The sequence below is a fragment of the Klebsiella sp. LY genome (assembly GCF_004010915.1).
GTDB lineage: Bacteria > Pseudomonadota > Gammaproteobacteria > Enterobacterales > Enterobacteriaceae > Klebsiella > Klebsiella quasipneumoniae.
This window is the reverse complement of the sequence record NZ_CP022444.1, coordinates 2019711-2032095: the sequence shown is the minus strand read 5'-3', so window position 1 is coordinate 2032095 and position 12385 is coordinate 2019711. Positions and strand designations below refer to the sequence as shown.

Sequence of the window (12385 nt, the reverse complement as noted above, 5' to 3'; positions counted from 1 at the left end):
CACCAATTGAATCACGGGAGTAAAGACAGATGAGCATGCAAGATCCGATCGCGGATATGCTGACCCGTATCCGTAACGGTCAGGCCGCGAACAAAGCTGCGGTCACCATGCCTTCCTCCAAGCTGAAAGTGGCAATCGCCAACGTGCTGAAGGAAGAAGGTTTTATCGAAGATTTTAAAGTTGAAGGCGACACCAAGCCGGAACTGGAACTGACTCTTAAGTATTTCCAGGGTAAAGCTGTTGTAGAAAGCATTCAGCGTGTCAGCCGCCCAGGTCTGCGCATCTATAAGAAAAAAGATGAGCTGCCGAAAGTTATGGCCGGTCTGGGTATCGCAGTTGTTTCTACCTCTAAAGGTGTTATGACTGATCGTGCAGCGCGCCAGGCTGGTCTTGGTGGCGAAATTATCTGCTACGTAGCCTAATCGGAGGAAAAAATGTCTCGTGTTGCTAAAGCACCGGTCGTTGTTCCTGCCGGCGTTGATGTAAAAATCAACGGTCAGGTTATTACGATCAAAGGTAAAAACGGCGAGCTGACTCGTACTCTCAACGATGCTGTTGAAGTTAAACATGCAGATAATGCACTGACCTTCGGTCCGCGTGATGGTTACGCAGACGGTTGGGCTCAGGCTGGTACCGCGCGTGCCCTGCTGAACTCAATGGTTATCGGTGTTACCGAAGGCTTCACTAAGAAGCTGCAGCTGGTTGGTGTAGGTTATCGTGCAGCGGTCAAAGGGAATGTAGTAAACCTGGCTTTAGGTTTCTCTCACCCGGTTGATCATCAGCTGCCTGCGGGTATCACTGCAGAATGTCCGACTCAGACTGAAATCGTGCTGAAAGGCGCTGATAAGCAGGTGATCGGCCAGGTTGCAGCAGATCTGCGCGCCTACCGTCGTCCTGAGCCTTACAAAGGCAAGGGTGTTCGTTACGCCGACGAAGTCGTGCGTACCAAAGAGGCTAAGAAGAAGTAAGGTAACACTATGGATAAGAAATCTGCTCGTATCCGTCGTGCGACCCGCGCACGCCGCAAGCTCCAGGAGCTGGGCGCAACTCGCCTGGTGGTACATCGTACCCCGCGTCACATTTACGCACAGGTAATTGCACCGAATGGTTCTGAAGTTCTGGTAGCTGCTTCTACTGTAGAAAAAGCTATCGCTGAACAACTGAAGTACACCGGTAACAAAGACGCTGCTGCAGCTGTGGGTAAAGCTGTCGCTGAACGCGCTCTGGAAAAAGGCATCAAAGATGTTTCCTTTGACCGTTCCGGGTTCCAATATCATGGTCGTGTCCAGGCACTGGCAGATGCTGCCCGTGAAGCTGGCCTTCAGTTCTAAGGTAGAGGTGTAAGATGGCTCACATCGAAAAACAAGCTGGCGAACTGCAGGAAAAGCTGATCGCGGTAAACCGCGTATCTAAAACCGTTAAAGGTGGTCGTATTTTCTCCTTCACAGCTCTGACTGTAGTAGGCGATGGTAACGGTCGCGTTGGTTTTGGTTACGGTAAAGCGCGTGAAGTTCCAGCAGCGATCCAGAAAGCGATGGAAAAAGCCCGTCGCAATATGATTAACGTCGCGCTGAACCACGGCACCCTGCAGCACCCGGTTAAGGGTACTCACACGGGTTCTCGTGTATTCATGCAGCCGGCTTCCGAAGGTACCGGTATCATCGCCGGTGGTGCAATGCGCGCCGTTCTGGAAGTCGCTGGGGTTCGTAACGTTCTGGCTAAAGCGTATGGTTCCACCAACCCGATTAACGTGGTTCGTGCAACTATCGACGGTCTGGAAAACATGAAGTCCCCGGATATGGTCGCTGCCAAGCGTGGTAAATCCGTTGAAGAAATTCTGGGGAAATAAACCATGGCAAAGACTATTAAAATTACTCAAACCCGCAGTGCAATCGGTCGTCTGCCGAAACACAAGGCAACGCTGCTTGGCCTGGGTCTGCGTCGTATTGGTCACACCGTAGAGCGCGAGGATACTCCTGCTGTTCGTGGTATGGTCAACGCGGTTTCCTTCATGGTTAAAGTTGAGGAGTAAGAGATGCGTTTAAATACTCTGTCTCCGGCCGAAGGCTCCAAAAAGGCGGGTAAACGCCTGGGTCGTGGTATCGGTTCTGGCCTCGGTAAAACCGGTGGTCGTGGTCACAAAGGTCAGAAATCTCGTTCTGGCGGTGGCGTACGTCGCGGTTTCGAGGGTGGTCAGATGCCTCTGTACCGTCGTCTGCCGAAATTCGGCTTCACTTCTCGTAAAGCGATGATCACCGCAGAGATCCGTCTCTCCGATCTGGCTCACGTAGAAGGCGATGTAGTAGACCTGAACGCGCTGAAAGCGGCTAACATTATCGGTGTCCAGATCGAGTTCGCGAAAGTGATCCTGTCTGGTGAGGTAACTCGTCCGGTAACTGTTCGTGGCCTGCGTGTGACTAAAGGTGCTCGTGCTGCTATCGAAGCTGCTGGCGGTAAAATTGAGGAATAAGTAGCAGATGGCTAAACAACCGGGATTAGATTTTCAAAGTGCCAAAGGTGGCCTTGGCGAACTGAAACGCAGACTTCTGTTTGTGGTCGGTGCGCTGATAGTGTTCCGTATTGGCTCTTTTATTCCGATCCCTGGTATTGATGCCGCTGTACTTGCCAAACTGCTTGAGCAACAGCGAGGCACCATCATTGAAATGTTCAACATGTTCTCTGGTGGTGCTCTCAGCCGTGCTTCTATCTTTGCACTGGGGATTATGCCGTACATTTCGGCATCTATCATCGTGCAGCTGCTGACGGTGGTTTATCAACCGCTGGCAGAACTGAAGAAAGAAGGGGAGTCTGGTCGTCGTAAGATCAGCCAGTACACCCGCTACGGTACTCTGGTGCTGGCGATATTCCAGTCGATCGGTATTGCTACCGGTCTGCCGAATATGCCTGGTATGCAGGGCCTGGTGATTAATCCAGGCTTTGCATTCTATTTCACCGCTGTTGTCAGTCTGGTCACAGGGACTATGTTCCTGATGTGGCTCGGCGAACAGATCACTGAACGCGGTATCGGTAACGGTATCTCGATCATTATCTTCGCCGGTATCGTTGCGGGACTCCCGCCGGCCATCGCCCATACTATCGAGCAAGCGCGTCAAGGCGACCTGCACTTCCTCCTGTTGCTGTTGGTTGCAGTATTAGTATTTGCAGTGACCTTCTTTGTTGTATTCGTTGAACGTGGTCAACGCCGCATTGTGGTAAACTACGCGAAACGTCAACAGGGTCGTCGTGTCTATGCTGCACAGAGCACACATTTACCGCTGAAAGTGAATATGGCGGGGGTGATCCCGGCAATCTTCGCTTCCAGTATTATACTGTTCCCGGCAACCATCACGTCATGGTTCGGGGGTGGTACTGGTTGGAACTGGCTGACAACAATTTCGCTGTATTTGCAGCCTGGGCAACCGCTTTATGTGTTACTCTATGCGTCTGCAATCATCTTCTTCTGTTTCTTCTACACGGCGTTGGTTTTCAACCCGCGTGAAACAGCAGATAACCTGAAGAAGTCCGGTGCATTTGTACCAGGAATTCGTCCGGGAGAGCAAACGGCGAAGTATATCGATAAAGTGATGACTCGCCTGACTCTGGTTGGTGCGTTGTACATTACTTTTATCTGCCTGATCCCGGAGTTCATGCGTGACGCGATGAAAGTGCCGTTCTACTTCGGTGGGACCTCGCTGCTTATCGTTGTTGTCGTGATTATGGACTTTATGGCTCAAGTGCAAACTCTGATGATGTCCAGTCAGTATGAGTCTGCATTGAAGAAGGCGAACCTGAAAGGCTACGGCCGCTAAAACTGGTCGCCCGAGAAGTTACGGAGAGTAAAAATGAAAGTTCGTGCTTCCGTCAAGAAATTATGCCGTAACTGCAAAATCGTTAAGCGTGATGGCGTCATCCGTGTGATTTGCAGTGCCGAGCCGAAGCATAAACAGCGCCAAGGCTGATTTTTTCGCATATTTTTCTTGCAAAGTTGGATTGAGCTGGCTAGATTAGCCAGCCAATCTTTTGTATGTCTGTACGTTTCCATTTGAGTATCCTGAAAACGGGCTTTTCAGCATGGTGCGTACATATTAAATAGTAGGAGTGCATAGTGGCCCGTATAGCAGGCATTAACATTCCTGATCACAAACATACCGTAATCGCTTTAACCGCTATTTTCGGTATCGGCAAAACCCGTTCTAAAGCCATCTGCGCTGAAACGGGCATCGCTGAAAATGTTAAGATCAGTGAGCTGTCTGAAGAACAAATTGATATTCTGCGTGAAGCAGTAGGTAAATTTGTCGTTGAAGGTGATCTGCGCCGTGAAATCACCCTGAGCATCAAGCGTCTGATGGACCTTGGTTGCTACCGTGGTTTGCGTCATCGTCGTGGTCTCCCGGTTCGCGGTCAGCGTACCAAGACCAACGCACGTACCCGTAAGGGTCCGCGTAAACCGATCAAGAAATAATCGGGGTGATTGAATAATGGCAAAGGCACCAATTCGTGCACGTAAGCGTGTAAGAAAACAAGTCTCTGACGGCGTGGCTCATATCCATGCTTCTTTTAACAACACCATCGTTACCATTACTGATCGTCAGGGTAACGCACTGGGTTGGGCAACAGCCGGTGGTTCCGGTTTCCGTGGTTCTCGCAAATCCACTCCGTTCGCAGCTCAGGTTGCAGCAGAGCGTTGCGCAGAAGCCGTAAAAGAATACGGCATCAAGAATCTGGAAGTTATGGTCAAAGGTCCGGGTCCGGGTCGCGAATCTACCATTCGTGCACTGAACGCCGCTGGTTTCCGCATCACTAATATTACTGATGTGACTCCGATCCCTCATAACGGTTGTCGTCCGCCGAAAAAACGTCGCGTATAACGCTGCGTTTTCCAGGTTAGTTGGAGAAAGAAAATGGCAAGATATTTGGGTCCTAAGCTCAAGCTGAGCCGTCGTGAGGGCACCGACTTATTCCTTAAGTCTGGCGTTCGCGCGATCGATACCAAGTGTAAAATTGAACAAGCTCCTGGCCAGCACGGTGCGCGTAAGCCGCGTCTGTCTGACTATGGTGTGCAGTTGCGTGAAAAGCAAAAAGTTCGCCGTATGTACGGTGTGCTGGAGCGTCAGTTCCGTAACTACTATAAAGAAGCAGCACGTCTGAAAGGCAACACCGGTGAAAACCTGTTGGCTCTGCTGGAAGGTCGTCTGGACAACGTTGTATACCGTATGGGCTTCGGCGCCACTCGTGCTGAAGCACGCCAGCTGGTTAGCCACAAAGCGATTATGGTAAACGGTCGTGTTGTTAACATCGCTTCTTATCAGGTTAAAGCGAATGACGTTGTCAGCATTCGTGAGAAAGCGAAAAAGCAATCTCGCGTGAAAGCCGCTCTGGAGCTGGCTGAGCAGCGTGAAAAGCCAACCTGGCTGGAAGTTGATGCTGGCAAGATGGAAGGTACGTTCAAGCGTCAGCCGGAGCGTTCTGATCTGTCTGCGGACATTAACGAACACCTGATCGTCGAGCTTTACTCCAAGTAAAGCTTAGTACCAAAGAGAGGACACAATGCAGGGTTCTGTGACAGAGTTTCTAAAACCGCGCCTGGTCGATATCGAGCAAGTGAGTTCGACGCACGCCAAGGTGACCCTTGAGCCTTTAGAGCGTGGCTTCGGCCATACTCTGGGTAACGCACTGCGCCGTATTCTGCTCTCATCGATGCCGGGTTGCGCGGTGACCGAGGTTGAGATTGATGGTGTACTGCACGAGTACAGCACCAAAGAAGGCGTTCAGGAAGACATCCTTGAAATCCTGCTCAACCTGAAAGGGCTGGCGGTGAGAGTTCAGGGTAAAGATGAAGTCATCCTTACTTTGAATAAATCTGGCATTGGCCCTGTGACCGCAGCCGACATTACCCACGACGGTGATGTCGAAATCGTCAAGCCGCAGCACGTGATTTGCCACCTGACTGATGAGAACGCTGCTATCAGCATGCGTATCAAAGTTCAGCGCGGTCGCGGTTATGTGCCGGCTTCTGCCCGAATTCATTCGGAAGAAGATGAGCGCCCAATCGGCCGTCTGCTGGTCGACGCCTGCTACAGCCCTGTAGAGCGTATTGCCTACAATGTTGAAGCTGCGCGTGTAGAACAGCGTACCGACCTGGACAAGCTGGTCATCGAAATGGAAACCAACGGCACAATCGATCCTGAAGAGGCGATTCGTCGTGCGGCAACCATCCTGGCTGAACAACTGGAAGCTTTTGTTGACTTACGTGATGTACGTCAGCCAGAAGTGAAAGAAGAGAAACCAGAATTCGATCCGATCCTGCTGCGCCCTGTTGACGATCTGGAATTGACTGTCCGCTCTGCTAACTGCCTCAAGGCAGAAGCTATCCACTATATCGGTGATCTGGTACAGCGTACCGAGGTTGAGTTGCTGAAAACGCCGAACCTGGGTAAAAAATCTCTTACTGAGATTAAAGACGTGCTGGCTTCCCGTGGACTGTCTCTGGGCATGCGCCTGGAAAACTGGCCACCAGCAAGCATTGCTGACGAGTAACCGGATCACAGGTTAAGGTTTTACTGAGAAGGATAAGGTCATGCGCCATCGTAAGAGTGGTCGTCAACTGAACCGCAACAGCAGCCATCGCCAGGCTATGTTCCGTAACATGGCAGGTTCGCTGGTTCGTCATGAAATCATCAAGACGACCCTGCCGAAAGCGAAAGAACTGCGTCGCGTAGTTGAGCCGCTGATTACTCTTGCCAAGACTGATAGCGTTGCTAATCGTCGTCTGGCATTCGCCCGCACTCGTGATAACGAGATCGTGGCAAAACTGTTTAACGAGCTGGGCCCGCGTTTCGCGAGCCGCGCCGGTGGTTACACTCGCATTCTGAAGTGTGGCTTCCGTGCAGGCGACAACGCGCCGATGGCATACATCGAGCTGGTTGATCGTGCTGAGCCGAAAGCAGAAGCTGCTGCAGAGTAATCTGTAGTAACGTAAAAAAACCCGCCCCGGCGGGTTTTTTTATATCTACCTCATCCCCACTTCACTACAATATCTGTACTCTTTTTGTTCATCCCCCGGAGCCGTAGAATGTGGTTACTGGATCAATGGGCAGAACGCCATATCCTCGATGCCCAAACCAAAGGCGAGTTCGATAATTTACCCGGTAGCGGCGTACCGCTAACTCTCGATGACGATTCGCATGTACCGGCCGAGCTGCGGGCAGGCTATCGCCTTCTGAAGAATGCAGGGTGTCTTCCCCCGGAGCTGGAGCAGCGCAGAGAGGCGGTGGCTCTGGCAGACTTGCTTAAGGGTGTGCGTCAGGACGACCCGCGGCATGGCGAACTCAGCAAGCGCCTTGCTCTGCTCGAGCTTAAGCTGCGTCAGGCAGGACTGAACACTGACTTTTTACGCGGTGAGTACGCCGATGCGTTGCTGCATAAAATCAATCAGGAGTGAATATGTATCGTATTGGTGAGCTGGCAAAACTGGCTGATGTGACGCCAGATACCATCCGTTATTATGAAAAACAGCAAATGATGGATCATGACGTGCGCACTGAGGGGGGATTTCGTCTTTACTCGGATAACGATCTTCAGCGTCTGCGCTTTATTCGCTATGCCCGTCAGCTGGGCTTTACTCTGGAAGCGATCCGCGAATTATTGTCGATCCGTATCGATCCGGAACATCACACCTGTCAGGAGTCGAAAGGGATCGTTCAGGCGCGATTAAGCGAAGTTGAGGCGAGGATCAACGAGCTACAAACGATGCGTCGCTCTCTGCAACGGCTCAACGACGCCTGCTGCGGCACAGCTCACAGCAGCGTTTACTGTTCGATCCTCGAGGCCCTTGAGCAAGGCGCCAGTAACGGCAATGCCAGCCGTTGATTTTTTGTGCGCGCGGATCTACACTCGCGCGGAATTCACACATGTACTGGAGTTACTATGAGTCGCTATCAGCATACCAAAGGGCAAATTAAAGATAACGCCATTGAGGCACTTCTCCACGATCCATTATTCAGGCAGCGTGTAGAGAAGAACAAGAAAGGGAAGGGAAGCTATCAACGTAAAGATAAACATGCAGCAAGGATGGACCGGGAGGCCAGTGGCAAGCAAGCGAATCGCTTTTTTACCACTGGTCTTCTGCTTTCGCTGCTGATTAAGAACGCTTGTTTTGTTCTTTCAACAGATCGCGAATTTCGCTCAGCAGGACTTCTTCTTTAGAGGGCGCTGGCGGTGCCGCCGGAGCCTCTTCTTTCTTGCGATTTAACTTATTCATCAGTTTAATCGCCATGAAAATGGCAAATGCGACGATGATGAAATCGAAAACGTTCTGAATAAACACCCCATAGTGCATCACCACTGCCGGTACATCACCCTGGGCATCGCGCAGCGTGACGGCAAACTGTTTAAAATCGATCCCGCCAATCAACAGGCCGAGCGGCGGCATAATAATATCCGCGACCAGCGACGAAACAATTTTACCGAATGCTGCACCGATGATCACACCCACTGCCAAATCGACAACGTTCCCGCGCATCGCGAATTCGCGAAACTCTTTTAAAAAACTCATTTTATTCTCCTTGAGCCAGCTGACGTTGTAAGTTTAACAAATGTATTTTCATTTGCCATTCCCCGTAGAGCGTTACAGGAAAATATTAACCTTTGAATAATAAGGGATAATAAAAGGCGCCTGTTCGACGCCCTGGGAATTAGAGGAAGAAAGGACTTGGCTGGAACAGCCTTTCTACATCGGAAATAAACTTTTTATCAGTCAAAAACATGATCACATGATCGCCCTGCTCGATGCGCAGATTATTATTGGCGATCATCACGTCATTCCCGCGCACGACGGCGCCAATGATCGTGCCTGGCGGAAGCTTGATCTCATCGATCGATCGCCCGACCACCCGCGAGGTACTCTCATCGCCGTGTGCCACTGCTTCGATCGCTTCCGCAACGCCGCGGCGCAGGGAGGAGACGCCGACAATATCGGCTTTACGAACATGGCTGAGGAGGGCGGAAATCGTGGCCTGCTGAGGCGATATCGCGATATCGATGACGCTACCCTGAACCAGATCCACATAGGCTCTACGCTGGATCAGCACCATCACTTTTTTGGCCCCCATTCGCTTGGCCAGCATCGCAGACATGATGTTTGCTTCGTCATCGTTAGTGACGGCAATAAACAGGTCCACCTGGTCAATATGCTCTTCGGCCAGCAGCTCCTGATCCGATGCATCACCGTAGAAGACGATAGTATGCTGCAGTTTTTCTGCCAGCTCAGCGGCTCGCTGCTGATTGCGCTCGATAAGCTTAACGCTGTAGTCTTTTTCCAGCTTATGGGCCAGGCCCGCGCCAATATTGCCGCCGCCGACCAACATGATGCGTTTATAAGGCTTCTCCAGACGCTGGAGTTCGCTCATGACCGCCCTGATATGCTGCGAGGCGGCAATAAAGAAGACTTCATCGCCGGCCTCGACAATCGTCGAACCCTGTGGGCGAATGGGGCGATCGTGGCGGAAAATAGCGGCCACGCGCGTATCGATATGCGGCATATGCTCACGCATGGTGGACAATGCATTACCCACCAGCGGACCACCGTAATAGGCTTTCACCACGGCGAGGCTGACTTTCCCTTCCGCGAAGTTCACGACCTGCAGCGCGCCGGGATATTCTATCAGACGGTGAATATTGTCGATGACCAGCTGTTCCGGAGCGATTAAGTGATCGATGGGCACTGCTTCAGAATTGAAGAGCTTTTCCGCATCGCGGACGTAATCAGGCGCACGAATACGAGCAATACGGTTTGGCGTATTGAATAACGAATAGGCGACCTGGCAGGCCACCATGTTGGTTTCATCCGAACTGGTGACCGCCACCAGCATATCGGCATCATCGGCTCCTGCCTCGCGCAGTACGCGGGGGTGAGAACCGTGCCCCTGGACGACACGCAGGTCGAACTTATCCTGCAGGCTGCGCAGACGGTCGCCATTGGTATCAACCAGCGTAATATCATTGTTCTCGCCGACGAGGTTCTCCGCCAGCGTGCCGCCGACCTGGCCGGCGCCCAGAATAATAATCTTCATCTGCAGTGATCCATTAGTTGCGACGTTTGATTAGCTTAGCGTAAAAGAAGCCATCGCCTTCTTCCGCACCCGGCAGATTTTGCTGTCCCGGGCTTGCCGGCGTACCGGTTGCGTCAAGCTCCGCATCCGGGGTCCGCGCGAGGAAGGCGGCAATTTGCTGGCTATTCTCTTCCGGCAGAATAGAACAGGTAGCGTAAACCAACGTGCCGCCTGGTTTCAGATGCCCCCAGATGGCATTGAGGATCTCGGCCTGTAGCTGGGCTAAATCGGCGATATCCCGATCCCGGCGCAGCCATTTGATATCCGGATGGCGGCGAATAACACCGGTGGCGGAACAGGGGGCATCCAGCAGAATGCGATCGAACTGCTCGCTGCCACACCACTGCTCAGGGAAGCGACCATCGCCCTGTTTGACTTCGGCTTTCATGCCCAGCCGTTTCAGGTTGTCATAGACGCGGGAAAGACGCTGTTCATCAATGTCCACCGCCATGACCTCAGCCTGGGGAGCGACCTCCAGAATATGCGTCGTCTTGCCGCCCGGCGCAGCGCAGAGATCAAGAATGCGCTCGCCGTTTTCCGGCTGCAGATAGCGCATGCAGCCCTGGGCCGAGGCATCCTGAACGGTTACCCATCCTTCGGTAAAACCCGGCAACGTATGGACCGGGGCAGGGGTGGCCAGACGCACGGCGTCGGGATAGTCAGGGTGGGTGAAACCTTCTAAACCGGCCTCTTTAAGCAGAGCAAGCCATTCATCTCGGGAATGATGGTTGCGGTTAACGCGCAGCCACATCGGCGGGCGCTGGTTGTTAGCGTCGACAATCTCCTGCCAGTGTTGCGGCCAGGCCTGCTGCAGACGCTTCAGCAGCCATTTGGGATGAAGGTAGCGGTTTTCCTGCCCGGCGAATTCTGCCAGTAGCTCTTCCTGTTGGCGCTGAAACTGGCGTAACACCCCATTGATCAGCCCTTTAAGCTGCGGGCGCTTAATCGCCACCGCGCCTTCTACCGTTTCAGCCAGCGCGGCGTGTGGAGGGATGCGGGTGTAGAGTAACTGATAGAGCCCAACCATAATCAGAAAGTGCACGGTGCGCTGTTTGCCGGTCATCGGACGCGCCATCAGCTTGCTGATAAGCCACTCCAGCTGGCTGAGCGTACGCAGTACGCCAAAACACAGCTCCTGCAGCAGCGCTTTGTCTTTATCGCTGACTTTTTGCTGTAGAGGGGGCAGGACGTTGCTTAAAGACTGACCTTTTTCAACGACTTGCTCGATAGCCTGGGCGGCCAGGCTGCGTAAATTTATATTCTTTTTCATAAGCGCAAAAATAAAAATGCCCGGCGAACCCGGGCTTCAGAAGAGACGACCGTCAGGCGAGACGGGTGCCAGGCGTAAACCACTCCCGGCGGGAATTGAGTAAATCCTGGGCGCTCATCGCTTTTTTACCCGCAGGCTGTAGCGATTCCAGGCTGAGGATCCCATCGCCTGTGGCGACCTGGATACCCTGTTTGGTTGCTGCCACGATAGTACCTGGTTCGGCATGTGCGGCTTCGGCAATGACCGATGCCCGCCACACTTTTAGCGGCTGCCCGTCAATTTCCAGCCAGCTCATTGGCCACGGATTAAAGGCGCGGATGCAGCGCTCCAGCTGTGCGGCGGAAAGCGACCAGTCGATGCGAGCTTCTTCTTTACTCAGCTTCTCGGCGTGGCACACCAACGATTCATCCTGTACTTCAGGCTGCGCGGTGCCGTTGGCCAGCTGGGCTAAAGTTGCCAGCAGACCTTGAGGGCCGAGCTCGGCCAGCTTATCGTACAGGCTGCCGCTGGTATCCTCTGCGGTAATGGGGCAGGAAAGCTTATACAGCATATCACCCGTATCAAGGCCGACGTCCATCTGCATGATGGTTACGCCTGTTTCGCTATCCCCCGCCCACAGCGAACGCTGGATCGGCGCTGCGCCACGCCAGCGCGGCAGCAGGGAGCCGTGAACGTTGATGCAGCCCAGACGGGGCATCTCCAGCACCGCTTTCGGCAGAATCAAACCGTACGCCACCACCACCATAATATCGGCGCCGAGATCGGCGACTAATTGTTGGTTGTCCTGCGGACGCAGGGAGGATGGCTGGAATACAGGTAAGTTATGGGCTTCAGCCAGCACCTTTACCGGGCTCGGCATCAATTTTTTGCCGCGGCCAGCAGGGCGGTCTGGCTGAGTGAATACGCCAACAACCTGATGTTCAGACGACAACAGCGCGTCAAGATGACGCGCTGCAAAATCGGGGGTGCCGGCGAAAATGATACGTAGTGATTGTGACACGGTATT

20 protein-coding genes are annotated in these 12385 nt (G+C 52.9%); 16 read left to right on the top strand and 4 right to left on the bottom strand.

What is annotated here, in order from left to right:
- Window positions 1-29: 29 nt before the first annotated feature.
- The 16 genes from rpsH to CE636_RS12780 all read left to right on the top strand — a co-directional run bounded on the left by rpsH (window position 30) and on the right by CE636_RS12780 (window position 8205).
- Complete coding sequence (gene rpsH / locus CE636_RS12855; protein WP_002919665.1) at window positions 30-422, top strand: 30S ribosomal protein S8; 393 nt, start codon at window positions 30-32, stop codon at window positions 420-422.
- A gap of 12 nt (window positions 423-434) precedes the next feature.
- Window positions 435-968 carry a 50S ribosomal protein L6 gene (rplF, locus tag CE636_RS12850; protein ID WP_002919662.1) on the top strand — a complete coding sequence of 178 codons (534 nt, stop codon included), beginning with the start codon at window positions 435-437 and terminating at the stop codon, window positions 966-968.
- 9 nt (window positions 969-977) lie between these two features.
- The gene (rplR, locus tag CE636_RS12845; RefSeq protein ID WP_000358960.1) at window positions 978-1331 is read left to right on the top strand and encodes a 50S ribosomal protein L18; all 354 of its coding nucleotides are present in this window, start codon (window positions 978-980) and stop codon (window positions 1329-1331) included.
- A 14-nt stretch (window positions 1332-1345) separates the two neighbouring features.
- Window positions 1346-1849: a 30S ribosomal protein S5 gene (gene rpsE, locus CE636_RS12840; RefSeq protein ID WP_002919545.1), complete on the top strand. Its 504-nt coding sequence runs from the start codon at window positions 1346-1348 to the stop codon at window positions 1847-1849.
- 3 nt (window positions 1850-1852) lie between these two features.
- A complete protein-coding gene (gene rpmD, locus CE636_RS12835; RefSeq protein ID WP_001140434.1) occupies window positions 1853-2032 on the top strand; it encodes a 50S ribosomal protein L30 in 180 nt (59 codons plus the stop codon).
- A 3-nt stretch (window positions 2033-2035) separates the two neighbouring features.
- Window positions 2036-2470 (top strand): 50S ribosomal protein L15, encoded by a 435-nt coding sequence (rplO, locus tag CE636_RS12830; protein ID WP_002919516.1) that lies wholly within the window; start codon window positions 2036-2038, stop codon window positions 2468-2470.
- A 7-nt stretch (window positions 2471-2477) separates the two neighbouring features.
- Complete coding sequence (gene secY, locus CE636_RS12825) at window positions 2478-3809, top strand: preprotein translocase subunit SecY (protein WP_002919515.1); 1332 nt, start codon at window positions 2478-2480, stop codon at window positions 3807-3809.
- Between the two features lie 33 nt (window positions 3810-3842).
- Complete coding sequence (rpmJ, locus tag CE636_RS12820; RefSeq protein ID WP_000868187.1) at window positions 3843-3959, top strand: 50S ribosomal protein L36; 117 nt, start codon at window positions 3843-3845, stop codon at window positions 3957-3959.
- 146 nt (window positions 3960-4105) lie between these two features.
- Entirely contained in the window at window positions 4106-4462 is a 357-nt protein-coding gene (rpsM, locus tag CE636_RS12815; protein ID WP_002919259.1) for a 30S ribosomal protein S13, read from the top strand.
- Between the two features lie 16 nt (window positions 4463-4478).
- A complete protein-coding gene (gene rpsK / locus CE636_RS12810) occupies window positions 4479-4868 on the top strand; it encodes a 30S ribosomal protein S11 (RefSeq protein WP_002919257.1) in 390 nt (129 codons plus the stop codon).
- A 33-nt stretch (window positions 4869-4901) separates the two neighbouring features.
- Window positions 4902-5522, top strand: coding sequence for a 30S ribosomal protein S4 (gene rpsD / locus CE636_RS12805; protein WP_002919224.1), 621 nt, complete (start codon window positions 4902-4904; stop codon window positions 5520-5522).
- A 25-nt stretch (window positions 5523-5547) separates the two neighbouring features.
- Window positions 5548-6537, top strand: a complete 990-nt coding sequence (locus tag CE636_RS12800) for a DNA-directed RNA polymerase subunit alpha (protein WP_002919219.1) — start codon at window positions 5548-5550, stop codon at window positions 6535-6537.
- A gap of 40 nt (window positions 6538-6577) precedes the next feature.
- Window positions 6578-6964 carry a 50S ribosomal protein L17 gene (gene rplQ / locus CE636_RS12795; protein ID WP_002919206.1) on the top strand — a complete coding sequence of 129 codons (387 nt, stop codon included), beginning with the start codon at window positions 6578-6580 and terminating at the stop codon, window positions 6962-6964.
- A gap of 108 nt (window positions 6965-7072) precedes the next feature.
- The gene (locus CE636_RS12790; protein ID WP_004206795.1) at window positions 7073-7441 is read left to right on the top strand and encodes a DUF1992 domain-containing protein; all 369 of its coding nucleotides are present in this window, start codon (window positions 7073-7075) and stop codon (window positions 7439-7441) included.
- Between the two features lie 2 nt (window positions 7442-7443).
- Entirely contained in the window at window positions 7444-7869 is a 426-nt protein-coding gene (zntR, locus tag CE636_RS12785; RefSeq protein ID WP_004206796.1) for a Zn(2+)-responsive transcriptional regulator, read from the top strand.
- A 57-nt stretch (window positions 7870-7926) separates the two neighbouring features.
- Entirely contained in the window at window positions 7927-8205 is a 279-nt protein-coding gene (locus tag CE636_RS12780) for an alternative ribosome-rescue factor A (protein ID WP_004206797.1), read from the top strand.
- Here CE636_RS12780 and mscL read toward each other — a convergent pair.
- From mscL to fmt, 4 genes are all read right to left on the bottom strand, one after another.
- Entirely contained in the window at window positions 8141-8554 is a 414-nt protein-coding gene (gene mscL / locus CE636_RS12775) for a large-conductance mechanosensitive channel protein MscL (protein ID WP_004206799.1), read from the bottom strand. The two genes, CE636_RS12780 and mscL, sit on opposite strands and share 65 nt — an antisense overlap.
- A 139-nt stretch (window positions 8555-8693) precedes the next feature.
- Complete coding sequence (trkA, locus tag CE636_RS12770; protein WP_002919153.1) at window positions 8694-10070, bottom strand: Trk system potassium transporter TrkA; 1377 nt, start codon at window positions 10068-10070, stop codon at window positions 8694-8696.
- Window positions 10071-10083: 13 nt separating this feature from the next.
- On the bottom strand, window positions 10084-11379 hold the full coding sequence (rsmB, locus tag CE636_RS12765; RefSeq protein ID WP_017900610.1) for a 16S rRNA (cytosine(967)-C(5))-methyltransferase RsmB: 1296 nt from the start codon (window positions 11377-11379) through the stop codon (window positions 10084-10086).
- Window positions 11380-11431: 52 nt separating this feature from the next.
- On the bottom strand, window positions 11432-12379 hold the full coding sequence (gene fmt, locus CE636_RS12760) for a methionyl-tRNA formyltransferase (protein ID WP_017900611.1): 948 nt from the start codon (window positions 12377-12379) through the stop codon (window positions 11432-11434).
- Window positions 12380-12385 lie beyond the last annotated feature (6 nt).

Excerpts from the sequence above, each read along its gene's own strand:
- rplF (WP_002919662.1), top strand. The coding sequence starts at position 435 with ATGTCTCGTGTTGCTAAAGCACCGGTCGTTGTTCCTGCCGGCGTTGAT.
- CE636_RS12790 (WP_004206795.1), top strand. The coding sequence starts at position 7,073 with ATGTGGTTACTGGATCAATGGGCAGAACGCCATATCCTCGATGCCCAA.
- rpsE (WP_002919545.1), top strand. The coding sequence starts at position 1,346 with ATGGCTCACATCGAAAAACAAGCTGGCGAACTGCAGGAAAAGCTGATC.
- CE636_RS12780 (WP_004206797.1), top strand. The coding sequence starts at position 7,927 with ATGAGTCGCTATCAGCATACCAAAGGGCAAATTAAAGATAACGCCATT.
- rplQ (WP_002919206.1), top strand. The coding sequence starts at position 6,578 with ATGCGCCATCGTAAGAGTGGTCGTCAACTGAACCGCAACAGCAGCCAT.
- CE636_RS12800 (WP_002919219.1), top strand. The coding sequence starts at position 5,548 with ATGCAGGGTTCTGTGACAGAGTTTCTAAAACCGCGCCTGGTCGATATC.
- trkA (WP_002919153.1), bottom strand. The coding sequence starts at position 10,070 with ATGAAGATTATTATTCTGGGCGCCGGCCAGGTCGGCGGCACGCTGGCG.
- rpsK (WP_002919257.1), top strand. The coding sequence starts at position 4,479 with ATGGCAAAGGCACCAATTCGTGCACGTAAGCGTGTAAGAAAACAAGTC.
- rpmD (WP_001140434.1), top strand. The coding sequence starts at position 1,853 with ATGGCAAAGACTATTAAAATTACTCAAACCCGCAGTGCAATCGGTCGT.
- secY (WP_002919515.1), top strand. The coding sequence starts at position 2,478 with ATGGCTAAACAACCGGGATTAGATTTTCAAAGTGCCAAAGGTGGCCTT.
- rpsH (WP_002919665.1), top strand. The coding sequence starts at position 30 with ATGAGCATGCAAGATCCGATCGCGGATATGCTGACCCGTATCCGTAAC.
- rpsD (WP_002919224.1), top strand. The coding sequence starts at position 4,902 with ATGGCAAGATATTTGGGTCCTAAGCTCAAGCTGAGCCGTCGTGAGGGC.
- rpmJ (WP_000868187.1), top strand. The coding sequence starts at position 3,843 with ATGAAAGTTCGTGCTTCCGTCAAGAAATTATGCCGTAACTGCAAAATC.
- rplO (WP_002919516.1), top strand. The coding sequence starts at position 2,036 with ATGCGTTTAAATACTCTGTCTCCGGCCGAAGGCTCCAAAAAGGCGGGT.
- rplR (WP_000358960.1), top strand. The coding sequence starts at position 978 with ATGGATAAGAAATCTGCTCGTATCCGTCGTGCGACCCGCGCACGCCGC.
- zntR (WP_004206796.1), top strand. The coding sequence starts at position 7,444 with ATGTATCGTATTGGTGAGCTGGCAAAACTGGCTGATGTGACGCCAGAT.
- mscL (WP_004206799.1), bottom strand. The coding sequence starts at position 8,554 with ATGAGTTTTTTAAAAGAGTTTCGCGAATTCGCGATGCGCGGGAACGTT.
- rsmB (WP_017900610.1), bottom strand. The coding sequence starts at position 11,379 with ATGAAAAAGAATATAAATTTACGCAGCCTGGCCGCCCAGGCTATCGAG.